The 24,693-nt window shown below is 72.6% G+C and carries 26 protein-coding genes; 11 read left to right on the forward strand and 15 right to left on the reverse strand.

The window, feature by feature from the left end; translation table 11 throughout:
• Positions 1-6 precede the first annotated feature (6 nt).
• Positions 7-531: a YbhB/YbcL family Raf kinase inhibitor-like protein gene (locus ACXJKF_RS06185; protein ID WP_456786860.1), complete on the forward strand. Its 525-nt coding sequence runs from the start codon at positions 7-9 to the stop codon at positions 529-531.
• A gap of 43 nt (positions 532-574) precedes the next feature.
• Here ACXJKF_RS06185 and ACXJKF_RS06190 read toward each other — a convergent pair whose 3' ends face one another.
• A complete protein-coding gene (locus ACXJKF_RS06190) occupies positions 575-892 on the reverse strand; it encodes a hypothetical protein (protein ID WP_456786861.1) in 318 nt (105 codons plus the stop codon).
• 172 nt (positions 893-1,064) lie between these two features.
• Between ACXJKF_RS06190 and ACXJKF_RS06195 the strand changes: the two genes are divergently transcribed.
• The gene (locus tag ACXJKF_RS06195; RefSeq protein ID WP_456786862.1) at positions 1,065-1,631 is read left to right on the forward strand and encodes a YbaK/EbsC family protein; all 567 of its coding nucleotides are present in this window, start codon (positions 1,065-1,067) and stop codon (positions 1,629-1,631) included.
• A gap of 10 nt (positions 1,632-1,641) precedes the next feature.
• Complete coding sequence (locus ACXJKF_RS06200) at positions 1,642-2,580, forward strand: alpha/beta hydrolase (protein WP_456786863.1); 939 nt, start codon at positions 1,642-1,644, stop codon at positions 2,578-2,580.
• Between the two features lie 109 nt (positions 2,581-2,689).
• On the opposite strand, the gene ACXJKF_RS06205 is transcribed toward ACXJKF_RS06200, so the two are convergent.
• The 9 genes from ACXJKF_RS06205 to ACXJKF_RS06245 form a co-directional block, all read right to left on the reverse strand.
• Positions 2,690-3,514, reverse strand: coding sequence for a TrmH family RNA methyltransferase (locus ACXJKF_RS06205; protein ID WP_456786864.1), 825 nt, complete (start codon positions 3,512-3,514; stop codon positions 2,690-2,692).
• Positions 3,515-3,577: 63 nt separating this feature from the next.
• Positions 3,578-4,819: an endo-1,4-beta-xylanase gene (locus ACXJKF_RS06210; RefSeq protein WP_456786865.1), complete on the reverse strand. Its 1,242-nt coding sequence runs from the start codon at positions 4,817-4,819 to the stop codon at positions 3,578-3,580.
• Between the two features lie 27 nt (positions 4,820-4,846).
• Positions 4,847-6,076 carry an MFS transporter gene (locus tag ACXJKF_RS06215; protein WP_456786866.1) on the reverse strand — a complete coding sequence of 410 codons (1,230 nt, stop codon included), beginning with the start codon at positions 6,074-6,076 and terminating at the stop codon, positions 4,847-4,849.
• Between the two features lie 56 nt (positions 6,077-6,132).
• The gene (locus tag ACXJKF_RS06220; RefSeq protein WP_456786867.1) at positions 6,133-8,106 is read right to left on the reverse strand and encodes an ABC transporter ATP-binding protein; all 1,974 of its coding nucleotides are present in this window, start codon (positions 8,104-8,106) and stop codon (positions 6,133-6,135) included.
• On the reverse strand, positions 8,103-9,848 hold the full coding sequence (locus tag ACXJKF_RS06225) for an ABC transporter ATP-binding protein (RefSeq protein ID WP_456786868.1): 1,746 nt from the start codon (positions 9,846-9,848) through the stop codon (positions 8,103-8,105). The genes ACXJKF_RS06220 and ACXJKF_RS06225 overlap by 4 nt, the downstream gene beginning before the upstream one ends.
• Positions 9,848-10,522 carry a TetR/AcrR family transcriptional regulator gene (locus tag ACXJKF_RS06230; RefSeq protein ID WP_456786869.1) on the reverse strand — a complete coding sequence of 225 codons (675 nt, stop codon included), beginning with the start codon at positions 10,520-10,522 and terminating at the stop codon, positions 9,848-9,850. The genes ACXJKF_RS06225 and ACXJKF_RS06230 overlap by 1 nt, the downstream gene beginning before the upstream one ends.
• A gap of 107 nt (positions 10,523-10,629) precedes the next feature.
• The gene (locus tag ACXJKF_RS06235) at positions 10,630-11,790 is read right to left on the reverse strand and encodes an SPFH domain-containing protein (RefSeq protein WP_456786870.1); all 1,161 of its coding nucleotides are present in this window, start codon (positions 11,788-11,790) and stop codon (positions 10,630-10,632) included.
• 60 nt (positions 11,791-11,850) lie between these two features.
• Positions 11,851-12,285 carry an NfeD family protein gene (locus ACXJKF_RS06240; protein ID WP_456786871.1) on the reverse strand — a complete coding sequence of 145 codons (435 nt, stop codon included), beginning with the start codon at positions 12,283-12,285 and terminating at the stop codon, positions 11,851-11,853.
• Positions 12,286-12,377: 92 nt separating this feature from the next.
• Positions 12,378-13,172, reverse strand: coding sequence for an ABC transporter ATP-binding protein (locus ACXJKF_RS06245; protein WP_456786872.1), 795 nt, complete (start codon positions 13,170-13,172; stop codon positions 12,378-12,380).
• 77 nt (positions 13,173-13,249) lie between these two features.
• On the opposite strand from ACXJKF_RS06245, the gene ACXJKF_RS06250 reads away from it, so the two are divergent.
• A complete protein-coding gene (locus tag ACXJKF_RS06250) occupies positions 13,250-14,038 on the forward strand; it encodes a hypothetical protein (RefSeq protein WP_456786873.1) in 789 nt (262 codons plus the stop codon).
• 48 nt (positions 14,039-14,086) lie between these two features.
• Here the strand turns inward: ACXJKF_RS06250 and glgA are convergent, their stop codons facing one another.
• A complete protein-coding gene (glgA, locus tag ACXJKF_RS06255) occupies positions 14,087-15,313 on the reverse strand; it encodes a glycogen synthase (protein ID WP_456787032.1) in 1,227 nt (408 codons plus the stop codon).
• Between the two features lie 112 nt (positions 15,314-15,425).
• Between glgA and glgC the strand changes: the two genes are divergently transcribed.
• The 3 genes from glgC to ACXJKF_RS06270 are packed head-to-tail and all read left to right on the forward strand — an operon-like array spanning position 15,426 to position 18,439.
• Complete coding sequence (glgC, locus tag ACXJKF_RS06260; RefSeq protein ID WP_456786874.1) at positions 15,426-16,667, forward strand: glucose-1-phosphate adenylyltransferase; 1,242 nt, start codon at positions 15,426-15,428, stop codon at positions 16,665-16,667.
• A gap of 45 nt (positions 16,668-16,712) precedes the next feature.
• A complete protein-coding gene (serB, locus tag ACXJKF_RS06265; RefSeq protein ID WP_456786875.1) occupies positions 16,713-17,357 on the forward strand; it encodes a phosphoserine phosphatase SerB in 645 nt (214 codons plus the stop codon).
• On the forward strand, positions 17,354-18,439 hold the full coding sequence (locus tag ACXJKF_RS06270; RefSeq protein WP_456786876.1) for a DUF4037 domain-containing protein: 1,086 nt from the start codon (positions 17,354-17,356) through the stop codon (positions 18,437-18,439). Before serB ends, ACXJKF_RS06270 begins: the two co-directional genes overlap by 4 nt.
• Here the strand turns inward: ACXJKF_RS06270 and ACXJKF_RS06275 are convergent.
• From ACXJKF_RS06275 to fabG, 3 genes are read right to left on the reverse strand one after another with little or no spacing between them, the layout of a single operon-like run.
• The gene (locus tag ACXJKF_RS06275; protein WP_456786877.1) at positions 18,433-18,951 is read right to left on the reverse strand and encodes a SixA phosphatase family protein; all 519 of its coding nucleotides are present in this window, start codon (positions 18,949-18,951) and stop codon (positions 18,433-18,435) included. The genes ACXJKF_RS06270 and ACXJKF_RS06275 overlap by 7 nt on opposite strands.
• Before the next feature lie 46 nt (positions 18,952-18,997).
• Positions 18,998-19,768: an enoyl-ACP reductase FabI gene (fabI, locus tag ACXJKF_RS06280; RefSeq protein ID WP_456786878.1), complete on the reverse strand. Its 771-nt coding sequence runs from the start codon at positions 19,766-19,768 to the stop codon at positions 18,998-19,000.
• Positions 19,769-19,806: 38 nt separating this feature from the next.
• Entirely contained in the window at positions 19,807-20,538 is a 732-nt protein-coding gene (fabG, locus tag ACXJKF_RS06285; protein WP_456786879.1) for a 3-oxoacyl-ACP reductase FabG, read from the reverse strand.
• A gap of 133 nt (positions 20,539-20,671) precedes the next feature.
• On the opposite strand from fabG, the gene ACXJKF_RS06290 reads away from it, so the two are divergent.
• From ACXJKF_RS06290 to ACXJKF_RS06300, 3 genes are read left to right on the forward strand one after another with little or no spacing between them, the layout of a single operon-like run.
• The gene (locus tag ACXJKF_RS06290; RefSeq protein WP_456786880.1) at positions 20,672-21,031 is read left to right on the forward strand and encodes a DUF3099 domain-containing protein; all 360 of its coding nucleotides are present in this window, start codon (positions 20,672-20,674) and stop codon (positions 21,029-21,031) included.
• Positions 21,028-21,270, forward strand: a complete 243-nt coding sequence (locus ACXJKF_RS06295; protein WP_456786881.1) for a hypothetical protein — start codon at positions 21,028-21,030, stop codon at positions 21,268-21,270. Before ACXJKF_RS06290 ends, ACXJKF_RS06295 begins: the two co-directional genes overlap by 4 nt.
• The gene (locus tag ACXJKF_RS06300; RefSeq protein WP_456786882.1) at positions 21,267-22,226 is read left to right on the forward strand and encodes an SURF1 family cytochrome oxidase biogenesis protein; all 960 of its coding nucleotides are present in this window, start codon (positions 21,267-21,269) and stop codon (positions 22,224-22,226) included. The genes ACXJKF_RS06295 and ACXJKF_RS06300 overlap by 4 nt, the downstream gene beginning before the upstream one ends.
• Here ACXJKF_RS06300 and abc-f read toward each other — a convergent pair.
• A complete protein-coding gene (abc-f, locus tag ACXJKF_RS06305; RefSeq protein WP_456786883.1) occupies positions 22,223-23,821 on the reverse strand; it encodes a ribosomal protection-like ABC-F family protein in 1,599 nt (532 codons plus the stop codon). The two genes, ACXJKF_RS06300 and abc-f, sit on opposite strands and share 4 nt — an antisense overlap.
• A gap of 170 nt (positions 23,822-23,991) precedes the next feature.
• On the opposite strand from abc-f, the gene ACXJKF_RS06310 reads away from it, so the two are divergent.
• Positions 23,992-24,693 carry a biotin transporter BioY gene (locus ACXJKF_RS06310; RefSeq protein WP_456786884.1) on the forward strand — a complete coding sequence of 234 codons (702 nt, stop codon included), beginning with the start codon at positions 23,992-23,994 and terminating at the stop codon, positions 24,691-24,693.

Raw genomic sequence — 24,693 nt, forward strand, 5'->3', positions numbered from 1 at the left:
GGCCCGATGGCCGTGAACCTCACCCGTCCCGTCGCCCCCGACCCCTACTCGCTGCTCCCGTCGGTCCCCGACTTCGCACTGACCAGCGCGGACTTCGCGCACGGCGAGCGCCTGCCCGACGTGCACACCAACACCGACGCGGGGAGCAACGTCTCGCCCCAGCTGTCGTGGGAGGGCTTCCCCGACGCCACCCGGTCGTTCCTGGTGAGCTGCTTCGACCCGGACGCCCCCGGTCCCGCCGGCTGGTGGCACTGGACCGTGGTCGACGTCCCCGCGTCCACCACCTCGCTGGCCACCGGTGCGGACCTGCCCGCCGGGGCGTTCGCGCTGCGCGGCGACGACGGGGAGGCCCGGTACGTGGGGGCCGCTCCCCCGCCCGGCGACCAGGTGCACCGGTACTTCTTCGTCGTGCACGCCCTCGACGTGCCGTCGCTCGGGCTCGGACCGGACACGATGCCGGGCGCCGCGAACACGGCCGTGCTCTTCCACACGCTCGCCCGGGCGGTCCTCGTGGGGACCTACCAGCGGTGACCCTCGGCGACCGCCCCGGCCCACCGGGATCGGGAGACTGCCGCTAGAGATCGATGCTGGACAGCACGTCGCCGATCGCGCCGGCCACCGTGCCGACAGCCTCACCTACGGCCCCCGCCGCGTCGCCGACCGCACCCGCCGTGCGCCCGACCACCGCGACCACCGGCGCCAGCGCGTCCAGCACCTCGACCGCGTCCCCGGCGACCCCGGCGACGTTCACGACGAGCTCCCCGACGTTGCTCGCCGCGTCGCGCGCCATCGTCAGCAGGGACGGCCTGGCCGACTCACCCGTCGCCAGGGCGTCCTCGACAGCAGCGACCAGGTCGGGGTCGTCCGGGATGCCGGCGGCGGGGCTCGTCATGGCGGGATGCTAGTGGACCCCGCCCGTTCGGCTCGCTCCCTCCGCTCGGTGCGCGACCCGGTCACCCGATCCGCTCGTCGGCGCGCCATGATGTCGCCATGCCCGTGAACCTCGCCCTCCTCTCCGTCGTCCGCACCAGCGCACCGCGGCCGCTCGTCGGGACCGACCGGTCGTGACGCTCGGCACGCTCACGTGGGTCCGCGCGCTCGACCGCCCCGACCTGCTCGCCGTCTCCACGCTCGCCGCGATCGAGGCCTGGTCCGCCCTGGACCCGAGGGTGGCCGACGCCGTCCTGGTGACGGAGATCGACCCCGACCTGGCGGACACGGCCGCGCTCACCGAGGCGTTCAGCCTGCCGCCCGAGGCGTCCGCCAACTGCGTGCTGGTCGCGGGTCGCCGCGAGGGTGACGAGCGGGTGGCCGCGGCCGTCGTGCGGGCCACGACACGCGCCGACGTGAACGCCACGGTCAAGCGGCTGCTCGACGTCCGCAAGGCGTCGTTCCTGCCGATGGACCGCGCGGTCGAGGAGTCCGGGATGGAGTACGGGGGCATCACCCCGCTCGGCCTCCCGGCTCGCTACCGCGTGCTGGTGGACGCCCGCGTCGCTGTCGACGACTCCGGCGCGGGGCCGACCGTCATCATCGGCAGCGGGGTGCGCCGCTCGAAGATCGCGCTGCCCGGGGCTCTCCTGGCGGGAGCACCCGGGGTCGAGGTCGTCGACGGGCTCGCGCTCCCGTAGGGGCCGCGTCATGAGCCGGACGACCCAGCGCGTCATCAGGGACCGCGCGGTGTGCCGCGCGCACGGGATCGCGGGCGTGCTGGTGCGGCCCGCGTCGGGGGCCGACTGCGCGGTCGTCGTGATCGGCGGGTCCGAGGGCGGGCTGCACGAGCGGGACGCCGTCGCGCTCGCCGAGGCGGGGTTCGCGGCCCTCGCCCTGGCCTACTTCGGTGCCCCCGGGGTGCCGTCCGACCTCGTCGACTTGCCTCTGGAGTACTTCACGCGGGCGCTCGACCTGCTCGAGGCGCAGGGGTTCGCCCCGGGCTCGATCGGGCTGCTCGGCGGGTCCCGCGGCGGCGAGGCGGCGCTGCTCGTCGGCAGCCGTGACGAGCGGGTCGGGTCCGTGGTCAGCGTCGTCGGCAGCGGGGTGGTCACGCAGGGCATCGACTACGGGGCGGGACGGCTGGACGCGATCCTGCAGTCGTCCGGACCGGCCTGGACCGTCGGCGGAGAGCCGCTGCCGTTCCTGCCGTACGAGGTCGCCCCCGAGCTCCTGGAGACCATCGAGCGGGGCGAACCGGTGGCACTGCGTGACGCCTTCGCCGCACTGCCGACGGATCCTGCTGCGCTGGACCTCGTGAGCATCCCGGTGGAGCGCATCCGCGGCGGGGTGCTGCTCGTTGCAGGGGGCCACGACCAGATGTGGGACTCCCCCGCGTACCACCGCGTCGCCGCCGACCGTCTGGCCGACCATCCGTACCCGTGGGCGAACGTCGTCCTCGACTCCGTCGGGCACATGGTCGCGGGCCCACCCGGTGGCTCGACGGCCAGCGAGGGTCCGGGCCCCGGGGTGACGTTCCGGTTCGGCGGCGACCCGGTGCTCACCCAGCACGCCCGAGCGGAGACGTGGTCGCGCAGCATCGGCTTCCTGCGCTACACACTGCCCCGCGACGACGCACAGCGAGCCTGACGCGGCCACTGCCGAGGGTCACTGTGGCCCGGCCCGCGGGTGGTCTCACCTCGCTCGACGCACCGAGGCGGCACTCGCCTCCGAGCGGACGCGAGGTCCTCGTCGGCCGTCAGGGCCGCGCGACCGGACGTGACGCCCAGAAGGCGACCGCGCTGGCCGCGGCGACGTTGAGCGAGTCGATGCCGAGCTGCATGGGGATCCGCACCACCACGTCCGCCGCGTCCAGCGCCACAGCCGACAGCCCGTGGCCCTCGGACCCGAGCATCCACGCGACGCGGTCGGGCAACGCGTCGGCGAAGTCGGCCAGGTCCACGGAGTCGTCGGTCAGCGCGAGGGCGGCGAGCGCGAAGCCCTGGGCCTGCAGCTGGTGGAGGTCGTCCGGCCACGACTGCGCGCGCGTGTGGGGCAGCGTGAGCGCGGCGCCCATGGAGACCCGCACGGAACGCCGATACAGCGGGTCCGCACAGTCGGGAGACAGGACGACACCCTCCACGCCCAGGGCGGCCGCGCTGCGGAACACCGCTCCGACGTTGGTGTGGTCGACCAGCCCGTCGAGGACGGCGAGCCGGGTCGTGCCCGCCGCCAGGTCGACCATCGACGGGAGCGAGGGCCGGTGCATGGCGGCCAGCGCGCCGCGGTGCAGGTGGAACCCGGTGAGCTGCTCGACCACCTCCTCGGCCCCGACGTAGACCGGCAGCGGACCGAACCGGGCCTCGGCCTCCTCGATCAGCCCGCCCAGGACGGGCAACCACCGCTCGGTCATCAGCATCGACCGCGGCCGGTGGCCGACCTCGAGCGCGCGCGAGATCACCTTGGAGCTCTCCGCCATGTACAGCCCCTCGGCGGGCTCGAGCACGCGGCGGAGCCTGACGTCCGTGAGGTCGACGTAGTCGCTCAGGCGCGGGTCGGCAGGGTCCGAGACTCGTTCGATCATCGCGGCGACCTGCATCGTCGGAAGGGGTCGGTCACGGGCTGGCGGGAGGCGACGGGCACCGGGTCATCCTTCCAGCCGGACGACGACCTCACCGTCGTGCGCGAGCTCGAACGCCGTCCCGTCGACGGTGTAGGTCCCGCGGAACCCGCTGACGGGCACGCGGCCCGTGGCGGAGGTGCGCAGGGTCGTCGGCGCCAGCCACCACTCGTCCTTGACCAGCCGGCGCAGCGCGTCGTACGCGGGCTTGGGGGTGCCGTCGGCGCGGACGAGCCCGGCGGGCGCTCCGAGCCACGCGCCGTCGTCGGTGATCCCCCAGTACGTCGCCGCCTGCACGGCCGGGTGCCCGAGCAGGGTCCGGTAGTGCCGCTCGAGCTCGTCGGCCTGCCGCGCCTCCCCCTCGGGCGTCGACGGCCACGAGGAGACCTGGTGGTCGTTGAGGTCCTCGATGTGCGCGGGCATGAGGTCGCCGGACAGCAGCGTCGTCTCGGTCAGGTGCAGCGGCAGCCCGAAGCGCGCGAACCGGTCGAGGACGGCCAGCGTCTTGTCCTCACCCCAGTAGCCCTGGTGCATGTGGCTCTGCAGGCCGATCGCATCGACCTGGATCCCGGCCTCCAGGACGCCCTCGATCAGGCACTCGTACGCGGTCGACATGTCGAAGTCGTTGAGCAGCAGGGTGGCCGACGGGTTGGTCTGCCGGGCGGCGTCGAACGCGAGCCGGACGGTCGGGATGCGTCCGCGGTCCCACGCGAGCCGGGTCAGACCGTTGGGCTCCTTGTCGAACACGGGCATGATCACGACCTCGTTGATCACGTCCCAGGTGTCGACGACCCCGGCGAAGTCCGCGACGTCCCGACGGATCCGGGCGTCCTGCGCGTCGGCGATCTCGTCGGTGCTCAGGTCGAGCAGCCACGGCGCGCAGACGGTGTGCCAGGCGAGCGGGTGTCCCTTGACGGCGACGCCCCGCTCCGCGAACCAGCGAGCCGCCGTGAGCATCCGCGTCGTGTCCGGGCGGCCACGTACCCGCTCGAAGTTGCCCCAGTAGAACGGGAGCGTCGCGGAGTTGAACACGTCGAGCCAGAGGTCGGCCAGCGCGGTCGCGGTCTGGACGGACGCCCCGCCGAACGCCGGTGGCTCGGCGGTGTCGCCCTCCTGGTTGGCGAGCGCGATGAAGTCGAACCCGATGTTGCCGAACAGGAACGCGTGCCGCTGCTGGGCGACGACGACGTCGGTGTCGGCGAGGGGCCGTCCGCGGGGATCGAGGACCGTGACGACGGCGTCGGCGCGCCGGTGCTGCAGGGTGGGCATCGGACCAGCCTGCCACGCTGGAAAACGTTATCGGTCCGCCGCCACGCCGGTCTCCAGGTCGACCGCCGAGCCCCGTCCGCGTCGCGCTGCCCGTCCACCCAGCACGGCGGCCGTCGCACCGAGCAGGGCCACCACGGGGACGACGAGGAACGCCTGATGCGTCCCGACGGCGTCCGACAGGGCCCCGAGGGCGAACGGTGCGACACCGATCGCGAGCCCGCCGGCGAGCGTCGCGCGCGCCTGGGTCGCGTCCGTGCGGCCCGGTGCCGTGGCCAGCAGGAGCGCGACCGACAGCGGGTACTGCGCGCCGTACCCGAGCCCGGCGACGAACAGGCCGACGATGGCGACCGTGGGGGTGGTCGCGGTCCACAGGATCGCCCAGCCGCCGATGGCGACGACGAACGCGACGGCGAGCAGCAGGACCGGTGCGACCCGCAGCGACAGCGGCCCGACGACGAACCGGATCGCCGACATCCCGGCCACCAGGCCCGCTGTCGTCGCCGCCGCGATGCCGGGTCCCGCGCCGGTCCGCTCGAGCACGAGCCCGGTGGCCCAGTACGTGGTGGCGAACTCCATCGCGATGGCGGCGACCATCGTCGCGAGGAAGCACCAGCCAGGCACGGTGGTGCGCGCACGGACCACGGGGGCGACGCTCGCGTCGGCGACGTGCGGAGGTGTCATCGCACCCCCGACCGGGATGCGGGACACGACGAGCGCGGCGACGAGGGCGAGCACGACGGTCACGGCGACGGCGGGCCGCCAGCCCCAGCCGATCGCCACGCAGACGCCGACCGCCAGCGGGCCGACGAGCCCGATCGAGGAACCGATCCCGTTGCCCTCGGTCAGCGCCGCCGACGCCTTGCTCCCGTGCCGCAGCGCGACTCCCGCCTGTGCGGCGCTGATCGAGATGTTGCCGCCGAGCGCCAGGACCACCATCGCGGGCAGGCTCCAGGCCAGCGACGGGGCCGCGACCAGGCCGGACGCCCCGACGGCGATGAGCCCGCAGGCGACCAGGATCGCCGTGCGCCGACCGTGGCTGCGCACGAACCGCGGCGTGACGAACGCGGCGAGGATGCCACCGGCGGCCATCGCGGTCCCGTGCAGCCCGGCCTGCGCGTCGCTGATGCCGAGCTCGTCGGCGAGCAGCGGCACGCTCGGGTTGAAGCTGTAGAGCAGCCAGCCCCACACGACGAAGCTCCCGTAGAACGCGACCGTCATCCGGTCGCGGGGGAACCCGGTGGTGGTGGGGCTGGACATGGGCCGAGAGTACGGCTCCGCAGGTCACGGCCCGCGGAGCCCACCGGGTGGAACCGTCAGTCCACGGGCGCCACCGCGGCGGCGAACTGGCTCGCGTACAGCCGCGCGTACGCGCCGCCCGCGGCGAGCAGCTCGTCGTGCGACCCCTGCTCCACGATCGCGCCGTCCTCCATGACCAGAATCGCGTCGGCATCGCGGATCGTGGACAGCCGGTGGGCGATGACGAACGACGTCCGACCGTGGCGCAGCGCGTTCATCGCCTGCTGGACCAGCACCTCCGTGCGGGTGTCCACCGAGGATGTCGCCTCGTCGAGGATGAGGATCGGCGGGTCCGCCAGGAACGCGCGGGCGATCGTGAGCAGCTGCTTCTCCCCCGCCGAGACGTTGGCGCCCTCGTCGTCGACCACGGTGGCGTACCCGTCGGGCAGCGTGCGCACGAACCGGTCGACGTGGGTGGCCTCCGCGGCGGCGACGATCTCCTCCTGCGTCGCACCGTCCGCGCCGTACGCGATGTTCTCCGCGAGGGTGCCGCCGAACAACCAGGTGTCCTGCAGCACCATGCCCATCTGCGAGCGCAGCGCGTCCCGGGTGAGGTCCCGGGTGTCGATCCCGTCGAGGGTGATCCGTCCGCCGTCGACCTCGTAGAACCGCATGAGCAGGTTCACCAGCGTCGTCTTGCCGGCTCCCGTGGGCCCGACGATCGCGATGGTCTGACCCGGTTCGGCCACGAGCGACAGGTCCTGGATGAGCGGCTTGTCGGGCGAGTAGCTGAAGGCCACGTGCTCGAACGCCACGCGTCCTCGGGTCGGCTGGACCGGCGGGGTCGCGTCGGTGGGGTCGGGTGACTGCTCCTCGGCGTCGAGGAGCTCGAACACCCGCTCCACGGACGCGACGCCGGACTGCAGCAGGTTGGCCATCGACGCGATCTGCGTGATCGGCTGCGTGAACTGCCGGCTGTACTGGATGAACGCCTGCACGTCGCCGAGCGTCATGGTCCCCGACGCCACGCGCAGTCCACCGACGACGGCGACGATCACGTAGTTGAGGTTGGCGACGAAGCCGAGCGCCGGCTGGATGATCCCGGAGATGAACTGCGCCCGGAAGCTGGAGTCGTAGAGCTTGTCGTTGCGCTCCGCGAACACCTCGGCTGCCTCGGCCTGCCGCCCGAACACGGTCACCAGCGAGTGCCCGGTGTACATCTCCTCGATGTGGGCGTTGAGCTTCCCGGTCCAGGCCCACTGCTCCATGAACTGCGGGCGGGACCGCTTGGCGATGGCCCCGGCGATCGCGATCGACAACGGCACGGTGACCAGCGCGATCACCGCCAGCAACGGGGAGATCCAGAACATCATCACCAGCACGCCGATCACGGTGAGCACGGAGGTGATGAGCTGCGACAGCGTCTGCTGGAGGGTCTGCGCGACGTTGTCGATGTCGTTGGTGACGCGGCTGAGCAGCTCGCCGCGCGGCTGGGAGTCGATGTACCGCAGCGGCAGCCGCGACAACTTCGCCTCGACGTCCTGGCGCATCGTGTAGACGGTCCGCTGGACGACGACCGCGGTGAGCCGCCCCTGCAGCCAGCCGAAGAGGAACGACCCCACGTAGATGGCCAGCACGATCATGAGGAGCTGCCACAGCCGGTCGAAGTCGATCCCCACGCCCGGGACCGCCCCGCTGCCGGCGACGACGTCGGCAAGCGTGCCCTGCCCGCTCGCGCGCAGCGCCGTGACGGCCTGGTCCGTGGTGGTCCCGGCGGGGAACGCCGAGCCCAGCTGGGTGCCGATGACGCCGTCGAAGATGATGTTCGTCGCGTCGCCCAGGAGCTTCGGGCCGATCACGGCGAGCACGACCGAGGCGATGGCGAGCACGACGATGACGGCCATCGGCGCCCGCTCGGACCGCATCTCCCGCAGGAACCGCACCGCGGACCCGCGGAAGTTCATCGACTTCTCGCCCGGCATGCCCATGTTCATCATGGGGCCGGGGCCGCGACGGGCCTGCGGCGGGAGGCGCTTCGTCTCGGTGCTCATGCCGCCTCCTCCACGCTGACCTGCGAGTACACGATCTCCTGGTACGTCTCCGAGGACGCCAGCAGCTCGGCGTGCGTCCCGACGCCGACCACGAGCCCGTCCTCCATCACGACGATGCTGTCCGCGTGCCGGATGGTGGCCACCCGCTGCGCGATCACCAGCACGGTCGCCTCGCGCGTCTCGGGGGCGAGCGCGGCGCGCAGCCGGGAGTCGGTCGCGTAGTCGAGCGCGGAGAACGAGTCGTCGAACAGGTAGATGTTCGGCCGTCTGACCAGGGCTCTCGCGATGGCCAGCCGTTGTCGCTGCCCACCGGACACGTTGGTCCCGCCCTGTGCGATGGGTGCGTCGAGGCCCTCCTCGAGCGCCTCGACGAAGTCGCGTGCCTGGGCGACCTCCAGCGCGTGCCACAGCTCCTCGTCGGTCGCGCCCGTCCGGCCGTACTCGAGGTTCGAGCGCACCGTGCCGGCGAACAGGTAGGGCTTCTGCGGGATGAGCCCGATCTGGCCCCACAGCTGGTCGGGGCTGAGCGCGCGCACGTCGACGCCGTCGATGAGGACCTCGCCGCCCGTCACGTCGAACAGCCGCGGGACGAGGTTGAGCAGCGTCGTCTTGCCGGCGCCGGTGGAGCCGATGATCGCCGTGGTCTTCCCCGGCTCGGCCACCAGGTCGACCCCGTGCAGGACCGCGCGCTCGGCGCCCGGGTAGCGGAACTCGACGCCCCGCAGCTCGAGCAGGCCGGGCCGCGAGTCGGCTCCGGTGCGCAGCTGGGCGGGCTGGTCGGGTGGGACCACGGAGGTCCGGGTGTCCAGCACCTCGCCGATGCGCTCGGAGGAGACGACGGCCCGCGGGACCATCACGAACATCATCGTCGACATCATCACGGCCATGAGGATGTAGGCGATGTAGGACAGGAACGCCGTGAGCTGCCCGATCATCAGGGCGCCTGCGTCGATGCGCTGGGCGCCGAACCACAGCACGGCCACGGTCGTCGCGTTGAGCACGAGCATGACCATCGGGAACATCAGCGCCATGAGCTTGCCGACGCGCAGCGAGGTGTCGTAGAGGTCGGTGTTGGTGCCGGCGAACCGCTCGGACTCCCGGCGCTCGCGCACGAACGCGCGCACCACCCGGACACCCGCGATCTGCTCGCGCAGCACCCGGTTGATGGCGTCGATCCGCTTCTGCATGGACCGGAAGTACGGGATCATCCGCGTGACGATCAGGCCGACGACGAGCGCGAGCACCGGCACCGAGACCAGGAGCACGGCGGACAGCCCGACGTCCTCGCGCATCGCCATGATGACGCCGCCGACGAGCAGGATCGGCGCCATGATCATCATGGTGAACGTCAGCAGCACCACCATCTGCACCTGCTGCACGTCGTTCGTCGTGCGCGTGATCAGCGTCGGCGCGCCGAACGTGGCGACCTCCTGCGCGGAGAACGTCTGCACGTGGCCGAACAGCCGCTTGCGCACGTCCCGACCGAACGCCATGGCCGTCCTCGCGCCGAAGTAGACGGCGACCACCGCGGCCAGCACCTGCACCAGGCTGACGCCGAGCATGATGCCGCCGAGCCGCATGATCTCCGCGGTGTCACCCTTCGCCACGCCGTCGTCGATGATCCGGGCGTTGAGGCTGGGCAGGAACAGCGTCGCGATCGTCTGCACCAGCTGCAGCACGATCACCGCGACGACCGCCCCCTGGTACGGCTTGAGGTGCTCCTTGAGCAGCTTGACCAGCATCACGAGCTCCTGTCGGACGAAGTGGGGGCGAGGACGCCGTGGAGGATCAGGTCGACCAGCTGCTCGGGGTCCGGGGGGCCCGTGTCGAGCCCGCGGCGCGACGCGTCGACCGTCCGGATGGTGGCGCCCAGGAGCACGGTGTTGAACAGCTCGATGACGTCGGCGAGGGGCAGCCGCAGCTGGTGCGCGTCGAGGTCCAGCAGCTCGGAGACGGCGACGGTCACCGCGGCGGTCCCGGCCTGCTGGCGGCGACCCCACTGGCGCATCGCCGCCTCGCGCTGCTCCCCCGTCGGCCCGGCCGGCTCGAGGCGACCGACCTCGTGCAGGAGGCTCATCCACCGCATCGACTCGGTCACGTGCGCCTGGGCCTGCGTCATCAGGAGCAGCAGCTTGTCCCGCAGCGGCAGGGTCCGGTCGATCGCCTCGATCTCCGGGATCGCGTCCGCCGGGTCGACCGCGGCCAGCACGGCCTCGCGGACGAGCGTGACCTTGTCGGTGAACACCCGGAAGAGCGTGCCCTCCGCCACCCCGGCGGCCTCGGCAAGCTCGCGGGACGTGACGGCGGCGCCGCGCGCCAGGATCACCGGCCGCACGGCGAGCAGGATCGCGGCGCGGCGCTCGTCGGGCGGCAGGGGGGTGGCCCGACCGCGCCCGGGACCGATGATCGTCTCCACGCCGCGATGGTAACTGAGTGAGCGCTCACTCCGACAAGCGCATTCCGTTCGCTGTGAGCGAACACGACGAAGGGCCGGACCCCCGTCGGGTCCGGCCCTCGCGTCGATCAGGCGGGAGACGCGTCCTGCGGGGGCGGCTCGGGCGCCCGCGGCGGCACCGCTCCCCCGCCGGGCCGCTGCCCGAGCTCCACGGACGGGTCGAACGGCAGGCCGCTCAACGTGCCGGAGGCCGTCGCGTCCGCGGTCGCCGCTGCCGACTCGCGTCGTGCCTCGGCCAGCGCCTCGGCCGGGTCCGTCAGCGTCGTGGGCGGCAGGTCGTCACCGAGCGGCGACGTCCCCGCGGCACGACCCGAGTCCGGCACGCCGCCGTCGTCGGAGAACGGTCCGCCGAACCCCTTGGCGAACACCCCCAGGGCGCTGGTCAGCTCCGAGGGCAGGAACCACATCTTGTTCGACGGGCTCGCGGCGATCTTCGGCAGCGTCTGCAGGTACTGGTACGCCAGCAGCTTCGGGTCGGCGTCGCCGCGGTGCACCGCGTCGAACACCTGCAGGATCGCCCGCGCCTCACCCTCAGCCGTCAGGATCGCGGCCTGCGCGCCTCCCTCGGCCCGCAGGATCGCCGCCTGCTTCTCGCCCTCGGCCGTGAGGATCTGCGACTGCTTGAAGCCCTCAGCCGTGAGGATCGCCGCTCGACGGTCACGCTCGGCGCGCATCTGCTGCTCCATCGAGCCCTTGATGCTGTCCGGCGGGTCGATCGACTTGAGCTCGACGCGGTTCACGCGCACGCCCCAGCGCCCGGTCGCCTCGTCGAGCACGCCACGCAGCTGGCCGTTGATCTGGTCGCGGCTGGTCAGCGTCTGCTCGAGGTCCATCGACCCGACGACGTTGCGCAGCGTGGTCACCGTCAGCTGCTCGATGCCCTGGATGTAGTTGGCGATCTCGTAGACCGCCGACTTGGGCTCGGTCACCTGGAAGTAGATGACGGTGTCGATGCTCACGACGAGGTTGTCGGACGTGATCACGGGCTGCGGCGGGAAGGAGACCACCTGCTCACGCAGGTCGACGCCGGCGCGCACCCGGTCCACGAACGGGATGAGCAGGTGCAGCCCGGCATCCAGCGTGCGGGAGTAGCGCCCGAGCCGCTCGACGATGATCGCGACGGCCTGCGGGACGATCTTGACCGCCCGCACGAGCGCGATGATGACGAAGAGCAGCACGAGCCCGAGCACGATGAAGAGGGCGATCTGCCCACCGTTCGTGTCGTCCATGGATCCTCCAGAGGGTCGTGCGCGGGCGAGCTGCCCGCGCGGTCAAACGAGACGGTGGGCTCAGAGCCCGGGGACGGGCGCGACGATCGCCGTGGCTCCCTCGATCCGCGACACGCGGACCTCGGTCCCGGGCGGGATCGTCTGGGCGGCCTCCCCGCGGGCGCTCCACACCTCGCCGGCGAGCTTGACGCGTCCACCCTCACCGGTCACGGTCGAGACGACCACCGCGTCGCGGCCGACGAGCGCCGCGGCATTGGTCTCCACCAGCGGCATCCGCGCGCGCAGGTGCCGCAGGAGCCACGGGCGCAGCGTGAAGAGCAGCAGGACCGAGGTCAGCGCCGCGACGACGAACTGCACGGGCACGGTGGCCCCGAACAGGTAGGCGATCGCGCCGGCGATGGCTCCACCGGCGAACATCGCGAGCACGAGGTCGAGCGAGAGCATCTCCAGGATGCCCAGCGCGAGCGCCGCACCGATCCACCACAGCCAGCCCATCGGGCCACTCCCTCGATCGAGCAGGTTCCGACGGCGGACCCTGCGGTCCAACCGATCCTAGACGATCTCTTTGCGAATCTGTGGGATAACGCTCAGCCCTGGGCGGAAGACGCGCGGGCGGACCACCGGCCGTCGGCGTGGTCCACCGTCAGCGGGAGGTCGAACGCGCCGGAGAGGGTCTCGGCGGTGAGCACCTGGTCGATCGGACCCGCCGCGAAGGCCTTGCCCTGGCGCAGCAGCAGCAGGTGGGTGAAGCCGGGCGGGATCTCCTCGACGTGGTGCGTGACCAGCACCAGGACCGGTGACTTGTGGTCGGCGGCCAGCTCCGACAGCGCCGCCACCAGCTCCTCGCGCCCGCCCAGGTCCAGTCCCGCGGCGGGCTCGTCGAGCAGCAGCAGCTCCGGGTCGGTCATGAGCGACCGGGCGATCTGGACGCGCTTGCGCTCACCCTCGCTCAGGGTGCCGAAGTAGCGGTCGGACAGGTGCGCGACGCCGAACGCGGCCAGCAGGTCGGCCGCGCGCGACTCGTCGAGCGACTCGTATGTCTCCCGCCACCGACCCGTGACCCCGTACGCCGCCGTCAGCACCACGTCGCGGACCGTCTCCCCCGCGGGGATCCGGTCCGCCAGCGACGCGCTGGACAGGCCGATCCGCGGGCGCAGCTCGAAGACGTCGACCCGTCCGAGGCGCGAGCCCAGCAGGTCGGCGGTGCCGGCCGTGGGGTGCATCCGACCGGACGCGACCTGCAGCAGCGTGGTCTTGCCGGCACCGTTGCGACCGAGGACCACCCACCGCTCACCGTCCCGGACCGTCCACGTCACCTCGTCGAGGATCGTCGTCGTTCCCCGGCGGATCGTCACGGCCTGCAGGTCGAGCACGTCGGTCATGGGCATGACCCTAACCGGCGATCCGCAGGTGGGCGGGCCGGTCGCCGGTGGGCTGGGTCACGTCCTACCGTGGGCGGGTGGACCTGACCCTGGAGCTGCCGCGCTCGGTCCTGCTCGCCCTGTGGCTCGCCGACGACACCACCGACCGCTCGGTGCTGCTCGGTGCCGTCCAGTCCGACGACGAGCCGCACTTCGTGCAGCGCCGGCCGGCATCGGACGAGCCGCTGCGCGACGACGTGTCCGACGAGCCGCTGAGCACCCTGCTCGACGCCTGCGACGGGTCGCCCCGGGACGTCGCGACGGTCCTGCCCGTGCCGGGCGACCCGGGAGCGACGCCCGCCTCCGTCAGCTCGGCGGCCACCGAGGCCGGTGAGGCCGTCCTGGTGCGGACCCCGCAGGCGTGCCTCGTCGCGGTGCCGGTGGTGCAGCGGTTCGGGTCCGCGCTCGAGCCGGGGCACCTGGTGACGTGGGAGCTCTCGGACGTCCCCGACTGGCGGCACGCCGTGCACGCGCAGACCGGCTCGCTCCAGGACGCCGAGCGCGAGCTGCGCCAGGGGCTGCTCCAGGCGACGGAGGCCCTCGTACGGCTCGACGTTGCGCGCTGGCGCCCCGACGCGGCCGAGTCCGTCGCCGCGCTGCGCGACCTCGAGCTGCCCGCGTGGCGTCTCCCGGACCGGCTCGACGGCCGCCGCGCGCGCGTGCTGGCCAGCGCAGCCCGTCTGCGGGCGATCGTCGCGCTCGCCACGCAGGACGACGGCGCCGCGGTCAACCTGTGGCAGGCCGACCAGCGGTCCACGGCGCTGCGCGAGGTCGACCGGATGGCCCGCCGCGCGATGGCCGCGGCCGCGTCGCGGCTGACCGCCTGACCTCAGGCCAACGCCGCTGGGGCCGTCAGGCCAACGCCGCTGGGGCCGTCAGGCCAACGCCGCCCGGTAGACCTCGATCGTCCGGTCGGCGATCGCCTCCCACGTGAAGTGGTCCTCGACCCGCCGCCGCGAGGCCACGCCCCACTGCGCCGTCCGGGCGGTGTTCCCGACCACGTCGGTCAGCGCGTCGGCCAGGTCGTGCACGAAGCCCTCCGGGTCCACCGGAGTGCCGGTGCCGTCCTGCAGCTGGTCGATCGGGACGAGCCGGCCCGTGACCCCGTCGTCGATGACCTCCGGGATGCCACCGGTCGCGGTCCCCACCACCGGCAGCCCGACCGCCATGGCCTCGAGGTTGACGATGCCGAGCGGCTCGTAGACCGACGGGCACGCGAACACGGTCCCGTGCATGAGGACCGCGATGAGCTCGTCGCGCGGCAGCATCTGCTCGATCCAGACGATCCCCGAGCGCTTGGTGCGCAGCTGCTCCACCAGCCCGGTGACCTCGGCCATGATCTGCGGCGTGTCCGGCGCCCCCGCGCACAGCACCACCTGGACGTCGGGAGGCAGGAGCTCGACCGCGCGCAGGAAGTAGGGCAGCCCCTTCTGCCGGGTGATCCGGCCGACGAACACCACGCTCGGCCGCGACGGGTCGATGCCGAGCCGGCGCACGGTGGCGTCCGCCGCGGCCACGGCCTCGTCGCTGGTCGGCCGCTGCCACTGGTCCAGGTCGATGCCGTTGTGCACGACCTTGACCAGCGCGGGGTCGACCTCCGGGTAGGCGCGCAGGATGTCCTCGCGCATGCCGCCGCTGACCGCGATGACCGCCGCAGCGCCCTCGTACGCGGTCTTCTCCGCCCAGCTGGACAGGGCGTAGCCGCCGCCCAGCTGCTCGGCCTTCCATGGACGCAACGGCTCGAGGCTATGGGCGCTCACGACGTGCGGCAGCCCGTGCAGCAGACCCGCCAGGTGACCGCCCAGGTTCGCGTACCAGGTGTGCGAGTGCACCAGGTCCGACGCGATTCCGTCGGTCCCGACCGCGCCGACCGCGTCGGCCATCTCGAGGTCGATCCCGAACGTCTGCAGCGCGGCGTTCGCCCCGGCGAGCTCGGTGGGCACCGAGTACCCGAGCACCCCCGGGGCGTCGCGCGGACCGTCGAAGCAGTGCACGCGCACGTCGATCGTCCGCTCGAGCACACGGGTCAGCCCCGCGACGTGCACTCCGGCCCCGCCGTAGACGTGCGGCGGGTACTCCCTGGTCAGCAGGTCGACACGCACTTCAACCATCCCCTCGCCGACCGGCACGGACGACCGGTTCTCCCGCCGACACGCTAGCGCCTGAGCGGCCGCACGCCTCGCTGGGACCGCGTCGGGGGCCTAGGGTCGTCCCATGGCAGCGCCGCGCGTCCTCGCTATCGTCCTCGCAGGTGGGGAGGGCAAACGACTGATGCCCCTCACCGCCGACCGTGCCAAGCCGGCGGTGCCCTTCGGGGGTCTGTACCGGCTGATCGACTTCGCCCTGTCGAACGTCATCAACTCGCGGTACCTGCACGTCATCGTGCTGACCCAGTACAAGTCGCACAGCCTCGACCGGCACGTGTCCAAGACGTGGCGCATGTCGCCGCTGCTGGGCAACTACGTCGCGGCCGTCCCGGCGCAGCAGCGCGTCGGCAAGCACTGGTACCTGGGCAGCGCCGACGCGATCTACCAGTGCCTCAACATCATCGAGGACGAGCGTCCCGACATCGTCGTCGTGGTCGGCGCCGACCACGTGTACCGCATGGACTTCTCCCAGATGGTCGACGCCCACATCGCCTCCGGTGCCGAGTTCACCGTCGCCGCGATCCGGCAGCCGATCGAGGAGGCCGACCAGTTCGGCGTCATCGAGGTCGACCCGACGGACCCCACCCGTATCAAGGCGTTCCTCGAGAAGCCGACCGACCCCGTCGGCCTGGCCGACTCCCCCGGCGAGATCCTCGCGTCCATGGGCAACTACGTGGCGAACGCGGACGCCCTCGTGGCCGCCGTGACCGCCGACGCCGAGAACGTGGGCTCGCGCCACGACATGGGTGGCGACATCGCGCCCTACTTCGTCGAGCGCGGCACCGCCGGTGTCTACGACTTCCTGCGCAACGACGTGCCCGGCTCCACGCCGCGCGACCGCGACTACTGGCGCGACGTCGGGACGATCGACGCGTTCTACGAGGCGAACATCGACCTGATCTCCATCGAGCCGGTGTTCAACCTCTACAACGACGAGTGGCCGCTCTACAGCGGGTACACGAGCCTGGCTCCCGCCAAGTTCATCCACGCCGGTGCGGGCAGGCTCGGGCACGCCGTGGACTCGGTCGTCTCACCGGGTGTGCTCGTCTCGGGTGCGACGGTGTCCGGCTCGGTCCTCTCGCCGGGCGTCCGGCTGCACTCGTGGGCGCAGGTCACGGACTCGGTGCTCTTCGACGACGTGCACATCGGCCGCTACGCGCAGGTCCACCGCGCGATCATCGACAAGAACGTCAGCGTCCCGGAACGCGTCCGGATCGGCCTCGACCACGACCATGACCGCGCCCGCGGCTTCACGGTCACCGAGTCCGGCATCACCGTCGTGCCGAAGGGGACCGTCATCGCGGAGTGAGCGGTCGTGACGCGCGCCCCGCGTGCGGCACTACCCTCCCGTCTCGTGAGCACCTACCAGCCCCACCTCGTCGTCATGGACGTCGACTCGACGTTCATCACCGGGGAGGTCGTCGAGCTGCTCGCGGCGCACGCCGGTTCCGAGGTGCTGGTCACCGAGATCACCGAGCGGGCGATGCGCGGCGAGATCGACTTCGCGGCGTCCCTGCACGAGCGCGTCGCGACGCTCGCCGGCCTGCCCGAGTCGGTCCTGGCCGACGTCCTCGCCGCCGTGGAGCCGTCCCCCGGTGCCCGGGAGCTGGTCGCGGAGCTGGACGCCCGAGGCTGGCCCGTGGGGCTCGTCTCCGGCGGCTTCATCGAGATCGTCCGGCCTCTGGCCGCGTCCTTCGGCATCACCCTGACGCGTGCGAACGCGCTGGAGGTCGTCGACGGCCGCCTCACGGGCAAGGTCAGCGGCCCGGTGGTCGACCGCGCGGCCAAGGCCGTGGTGCTGCGCGAGTACGCCGCCTCCGTCGGGATCCCGATGGAGCGCACGATCGCCATCGGGGACGGCGCGAACGACATCGACATGGTCGTGGCGGCCGGGTTCGGGATCGCCTTCAACGCCAAGCCCTTGCTGTGCGAGGCCGCCGACGCCGTCGTCCGCGACCGTCTCGACGCCGTCCTCGACCTGCCGGTCTTCTTGCCGTGACCGCGTTCGTGCCCGGCCTCGAGCTGGCGCGGATGCTCTACGACGACGTCCGCCCGGTCCTGGCCGAGCGCGGGCTCGCACACACCGCTGCCCTCGTCGGCCCCGGTTCGGACGTGCTCGGTCTCGACGACGCGACATCGACCGACCACGACTGGGGACCTCGCCTGCAGGTGCTCCTGTCCCCCGACGACCACCGCGACCAGGCAGCCGACCTGCACGAGGAGCTGCGGCACCGGCTCCCCCACGAGGTCGGCGGCTGGTCCACCCGCGCCGCCCCGGCCGCCGTCGACGGCACCCGCGGGCTCGGCGACGCGGTCGCGACCGGTCCGGTGGACCACCGGGTCGAGATCCTCACGCTCGATGCGCTGCTGCGCCGGCTCCTCGGCCCGGTGGACCCGCGGGGCCCGATGACGGCGGCGGACTGGCTGGTCGTCCCGCAGCAGCGTCTCCTCTCGCTCACCGCCGGCGCCGTCTTCCACGACGACCTCGGCCTCGAGGCGGTGCGCGACCGGCTGCACTACTACCCGCAGGACGTCTGGCTGTACCAGCAGGCCGCGGCCTGGACCGCGATCGGGCAGGACGAGCACCTGGCGCCACGCGCGGGGATGGCCGGCGACGACCTCGGGTCCCGCCTGGTGACCGCTCGCGTGTGCCGCACGGCCGTCCAGCTCGCGTTCCTGCAGGAGCGTCGCTACGCGCCCTACGACAAGTGGCTCGGGACCGCGCTGGCCCGGCTCGCCTCGACCGGGCCGCTGCGGTCCGCGCTGGCCGCCACGCTCGCGGCGCCGGACTGGCAGGAGCGGCAGAGTCGGCTCGGCGACGTGCTCGTCGAGCTCGTCCGTCGGCACAACGCCCTCGGCGTGACCGCGCCGGCGCCCGAGCGCACGGCCGCGTTCCACGGTCGCCCGTTCGAGGTGGTCGACGGTGCGGCGATCGCCCGTCGGCTCACGCAGACCGTCGCCGACCCCGAGGTCCGCCGCCTGGTCGAGCGGCCGCTCGTCGGCGGCATCGACCTGGTCACGGCCAGCACGGACCTCGCCGGCGACCTCGACCGGACCGAGGTCGTACGCCGCCTCTACTGAGGGACCGCGAGCCTGCGCAGGGCAGCCGTCCCGGCCGCGACGGCGTCCCAGGCGCCGACCTCCAGCAGCGACCAGCTGGCCGTCGGTACGCCGTGCCGGACGCGCTCGAGCGTCCCCGGGTCCGAGTCCGGCCCGGCGAGCAGGACGGCCGCCTGCGACATGGTCGGCTCGTGACCGACGACGAGCACCGTCCACACGTCCGCCGGGACGGCCCGCACCAGCTCGACCAGGGCGCTCGATCCCGCGTAGTACAGGTCGTCGAGGTACCGGACGTCGGGCTCGGCGCCGAGCGTCGAGCGCACCAGGTCCCACGTCTGCCGGGTTCGCACGCTGCTCGAGCAGAGCACGAGGTCGGGCACGAGGTCGTCGGCAGCCACGGCGGCGCCGACCGTGGTGGACTGCTTGCGGCCGACGAGCGACAGCGGGCGCTGGATGTCCGGGATCGCGTCCGGGTGCTCCGCCTTGGCATGGCGCAGGAGCAGGAGTCGCCGGGGGCCGGTCTCGGACGTCACCGGCTCAGCGTCCCACTCCGTCGTGACCTTCGCCCCTGCGAGAGCGTCACAGCCCCATCGCGTGGTACCCGCCGTCGACGTGCACGATCTCGCCGGTCGTCGCGGGGAACCAGTCGGACAGCAGGGCCGCGACCGCGCGGGCCGTCGGCTCGGGGTCGAACGCGTCCCAGCCCAGCGGCGCGCGCTCGGGCCAGCCGCCCTCCATGGCCTCGAAGCCGGGGATCGACTTGGCGGCCGTGGTGCGGATCGGGCCGGCGGAGACCAGGTTCACGCGGATGCCGTGCGGACCGAGGTCACGGGCCAGGTAGCGCGAGGTCGACTCGAACGCCGCCTTGGCGACGCCCATCCAGTCGTAGACCGGCCACGCGTAGCGGGCGTCGAACGTGAGGCCGACGATCGCGCCGCCCGAGCTCAGCAGCGGCTGGGTGGCGACCGCGAGCGACTTCAGCGAGTACGCGCTGACCTGCAGCGCGGTCGCGACGTCGTCCCACTCCCCGGCCAGGAAGTTGCCACCCATCACGGACTGCGGCGCGAACCCGATGGAGTGCACGACGCCGTCGAGCGACTCGAAGCCCGCCTCACGCACCCGGTCCGCGAGCGCCGCGAGGTCGTCGGCGTCGGTGACGTCGAGCTGGAGGACGGTCGCCTCCTTCGGGAGGCGTCGCGAGATCGCCTGCGTCAGCCGGAACTGGCGGCCGAAGGAGGTGAGCAGCACCTCGGCGCCCTCCTGCTGCGCGAGGCGCGCCACGTGGAAGGCGATCGAGCCGTCCGTGAGGACGCCGGTGACCAGGAGCTTCTTGCCGTCGAGCAGACCCATGAGTGTTCCGTTCTGTGTGTCGCCGTACGAAGTCAGTGTCAGTGGCCCATGCCGAGGCCGCCGTCGACCGGGATGACCGCCCCGGAGATGTAGCCCGCCGCGTCCGACGCGACGAACTCGACGACGCCGGCCACCTCGTCGGGCAGGGCGAACCGGCCGAGCGGGATGGACTCGCGGTACGCCTTCTGCTTGTCCTCCGGCAGGGCGCGCGTCATGTCGGTGTCGATGAACCCGGGGGCGACGACGTTCGCCGTGATCGCGCGTCCGCCCAGCTCGCGGGTGATCGAGCGGGCCATGCCGACGAGTGCCGACTTGGACGCCGCGTAGTTGACCTGGCCGGCCGACCCGTACAGGCCGACGACCGAGGAGATGAAGATGATGCGTCCGCGGCGCAGCCTGATCATGCCCTTGCTGGCGCGGCGCGCGCACCGGAAGGCGCCGGTGAGGTTGACGTCGAGGACCTCGGAGAACTCCTCGTCGGTCATCCGCATCAGCAGCTGGTCGCGGGTGACGCCGGCATTGGCGACGAGCACCTCGACCGGCCCGTGCGCGGCCTCGATCTGGGCGAACGCCGCGTCGACGCTGGCGGTGTCGCGCACGTCACCGACCACACCCAGGACTCCGTCCGGCAGGTCGCCGGCGCGGTAGATGGTCGCGACCTTGTCGCCGTTCGCCACGAACCGCTCGGCGATGGCACGCCCGATGCCACGGTTGGCACCCGTCACCAGGACGCTGCGGGGTTGGGCTGTGTTGTCGGAAGTCTCAGGCACGGGACACGACGCTATCCGACGTCCTCCGTGCGTCGCGGCAGGGTCCGCGCCCATGTTCGTCGCGCCGCGTTGTGGGACCTGCACAACACGGCTCCTCAGCGTCACCACAGCCGGGGCGGACTAGAATCACGTGGTGAGCAGCATCCGTCGGCGTCCGGACCTCCCTGCGGAGGAGGTCCACAGCATCACGAGCGCACCCGAACCGCTCACCGACGACCTGGCCCGCCGGCAGAAGCGCTACCTGGTGCAGATGGGCGTCCGCATCGTCTGCTTCGCCGGTGCGGTGCTGTCCTGGGGCCGGATCCCGATGTGGGCGTCGCTCTTGCTCATCGTCGCGGCGGTCGTCCTGCCGTACTCCGCGGTGCTGTTCGCCAACGCCGGCCGCGAGCGCCGCGACTCGGACGGGACGTTCATGACGCCGCGCGAGATCGGTCCGGGCAGCGGTACCGCCGGCGGCATCGGCTCCTCCGACAGCTCGGACGATCGAGAGTGAGCCTGTTCGGCCCCGTCCCGGATGCCGTGGACGAGCTCGTCTGCAGCAGCCGCGGCTGCCGGGCGGAGGCGACGTGGGGACTGCTCTGGAACAACCCGAAGCTGCACACCGCGGACCGGCGCAAGGTGTGGTTGGCCTGTGACGAGCACCGTGAGCACCTGAGCCAGTTCCTCGACGTGCGCGGGTTCCTGCAGAGCGTGGTCCCTGCGGCGGAGCTCGAGTCCGCACCCCGGTCATGAGCCCGGCTGCTCGTCGCGCCACGCTGCTGGTGCTCGTGGGAGTCGCCCTGGCGGTCGTGTGCACGTTCCTGGGCTTCTGGCAGTGGGGTCGGCACGTGTGGCGCGACGGCGCGATCGCCGTCGTGGAGACCAACTGGTCGGCCGACCCGGTGCCCCTCGACACGGTCCTGCCCACCCCGGACGCGCCGCTCACCGACGACGACCTGTGGCAGCGCGTGACCGTCGTCGGGCACTACGCGACGGACGGCACGGTCCTGCTGCGCAACCGGCCGGTGGACGGCACCCCGGCGTACCACGTGCTGGTGCCGTTCGTCGTCGAGGACGCGTCCGCCGGGACCGCCGCCGACCCGACGCAGGCGGGCTCCGTGCTCGTCGTCGACCGGGGCTGGGTCCCGCCCGGCTCGGACGGCAGCGTCGACGTCACCCCACCGGCCGCGCCGGAGGGCACGATCACCCTCACCGCCAGGCTGCGTCACGACGAGCCGGCGTCGGACCGGGACGCCCCCGCGAGGCAGGTCCAGGCGATCTCCGCCGAGCAGGTCCTGGCGGCCGGCGGCGTCGAGGGCGAGACCTACGGGGCGTACGTCGCGATGACCGCGGAGGACCCGGCGGTCGTCCCGGTCCCCGGCACCCTGGCCGCGCCGAGCACGGACCCCGGGTCGCACCTGTCGTACGCGTTCCAGTGGTGGACGTTCGCGCTCGGCGGGCTCGTCGCGTTCAGCCTCGGTGCGCGTCGCGAGCTGCAGGACGCCCGCATCGCGTCCGACGCCGAGCCACCGGAACCTGCGCCGGCACCCGTGTCGGTGGACGGCGTCGAGCTGTGGCCCACCCGGGACACGCCGCGACCTCGTCGCGCGCCGGCGGCGCCGGACGTGCCGCGGCGCCGCGGTGGTCGCGACGAGGACGCGGAGGACGCACTCATCGACGCCCAGCTGGGCGATCAGGACGGCCGCTAGGCCAGCGCGATCAGGTCCAGGTAGGCCGGGCTCCACAGGTCCTCGTCGCCGTCGGGCAGCAGCAGCACCCGCTCCGGGTCGAGCGCCGCGACGGCGCCCTCGTCGTGCGACACCAGGACCACGGCCCCGGCGTAGCCGCGCAGGGCCGCGAGGATCTCCTCGCGCGACGCCGGGTCGAGGTTGTTCGTCGGCTCGTCGAGCAGCAGCACGTTGGCGCTGGACACGACGAGCGACGCGAGCGCCAGACGGGTCTTCTCGCCGCCGGACAGCACCCGGGCGGGCTTGTCGGCGTCGTCGCCCGAGAACAGGAACGACCCGAGCACGGACCGCACCTGGGTCTCGGTGAGATCGGGGGCCGAGGACTTCAGGTTCTCCACCACGGTCCGCTCGAGGTCGAGCGTCTCGTGCTCCTGCGCGTAGTACCCGAGCTTGAGCCCGTGCCCCGGGCGGACCTCGCCCGTGTCGGACTTCTCGACGCCGCCCAGGATCCGCAGCAGGGTGGTCTTGCCGGCGCCGTTGAGGCCGAGCACCACGACCTTGCTCCCCCGGTCGATCGCCAGGTCGACGTCCGTGAAGACCTCCTGCGACCCGTACGTCTTGGACAGCCCTGCGGCGGTCAGCGGGGTCTTGCCGCAGGCGGCCGGCTCGGGGAACCGCAGCCGCGCGACCTTGTCGGAGGCGCGGACCTCCTCGAGCCCGGACAGCAGACGCTCGGCACGGCGGGCCATGTTCTGCGCGGCGACCGTCTTGGTGGCCTTGGCGCGCATCTTGTCGGCCTGCGCCATGAGGGCGGAGGCCTTCTTCTCGGCGTTGGCCCGCTCGCGGCGGCGGCGCTTCTCGTCCGTCTCGCGCTGCTGCAGGTACGCGTCCCAGCCGAGGGCGTACTGGTCGAGCTGCGAGCGGTTGGCGTCCAGGTGGAAGACCTTGTTCACGACCGCACGCAGCAGGTCGGCGTCGTGCGAGATCACGATCAGCCCGCCCGAGTACGTCTTCAGGTAGTCGCGCAGCCACATGATCGAGTCGGCGTCGAGGTGGTTGGTCGGCTCGTCGAGCAGCAACGTCTCGACGCCGGAGAACAGGATGCGGGCGAGCTCGACGCGACGGCGCTGACCACCGGAGAGGGTCCCGATGGTCTGGCCGAGCACGCGCTCGTCCAGGCCGAGGTTCGACGCGATGCGGTGCGCCTCGCTCTCGGCGGCGTACCCGCCGGCCGCGTTGAACCGCGAGTCGAGCCGGGAGTAGCGGTCCATCGCCTTCTCCCGGACGGCGTCGTCCTCGCTGGCCATCGCCGTCTCGGTGGCGCGCATGGCACGCACGACCTCGTCGAGCCCACGGGCCGACAGCACCCGGTCCATGGCGAGCTGCTCGAGGTCACCCGTGCGGGGGTCCTGCGGCAGGTAGCCGACGTCGCCCGAGCGGACGATCTGGCCGCCCGTGGGCTGCGTCTCCCCCGCCAGGGTCTTGGTGAGCGTGGTCTTGCCGGCGCCGTTGCGACCGACCAGACCGATCCGGTCGCCGCCCGCGATGCGGAACGACGACTCCTCGAGCAGCACTCGTGCGCCGATGCGCAGCTCGACAGCCTGGGCAGTGATCACTTGACGGTTTCCTCCGAGTTCGCCGCGCTGGCGTTGGCCGCGGGCACAAACGCCAGCAAGTCTACTTCCGGCTAGCGTGGCGTCCGGTCGCACGGTGCAGCCGCTCGCAACAGGTGCACCCCCGATCCAGCGGGATCGCCCGCGCCAGCCACGACGATCAAGGGGTAGCCATGACCAGCGCACCTGACAACGAGACCGCCGCAGCACCCGCTCTCGCTCTGCCGGCCCCGATCGCGCGCTCGTCGGTCGCCACCGACGTCGCGCTGATCTCGACGTTCGCCGCGTTCATCGCGGTGTGCGCGATCCTGCCCGGCATCCCGACGCCGTCGGGCGTCCCGATCACCCTGCAGACCTTCGCGGTGATCCTCGCGGGGCTGGTGCTCGGCTGGCGCCGCGGTGGCCTGGCTGCCCTGCTCTACGTGGCACTCGGGCTGGCGGGGCTGCCCATCTTCTCCGGGGGCGTCGGCGGGGTCGCGGTGCTCGCCGGGCCGTCCGTCGGGTACCTCCTCGCCTTCCCGTTCGGCGCCGCGCTCGCCGGGGTCTTCGCCGGACTGGCCGTCCGGAGCGCCGACCGGCTGCGGTCGTCGGCGCTGGCCGACTGGCTGTCCGCACGGTTCGGTGAGGGTGTCGGTCGCGCGCCGTCGGCCTGGCGGTACCCCCTGCTGGTCGTGGCCGGGCTCGGCGCGAGCTTCCTCACGATCCACCCGGCCGGCATCACCGGTCTCATGGTGCGCCTGGGCATCACGCTAAGCGAGGCCGTCGCCATCGACGTCGTCTACTGGCCCGGCGACGTCCTGAAGAACCTCGCCGCCGCCGCCGTCGCCGTCGCGATCTTCAAGGCGTTCCCCGACATGCTCCGCTCACGCCGCTGA

Source organism: Cellulomonas sp. P5_C5, assembly GCF_054049655.1.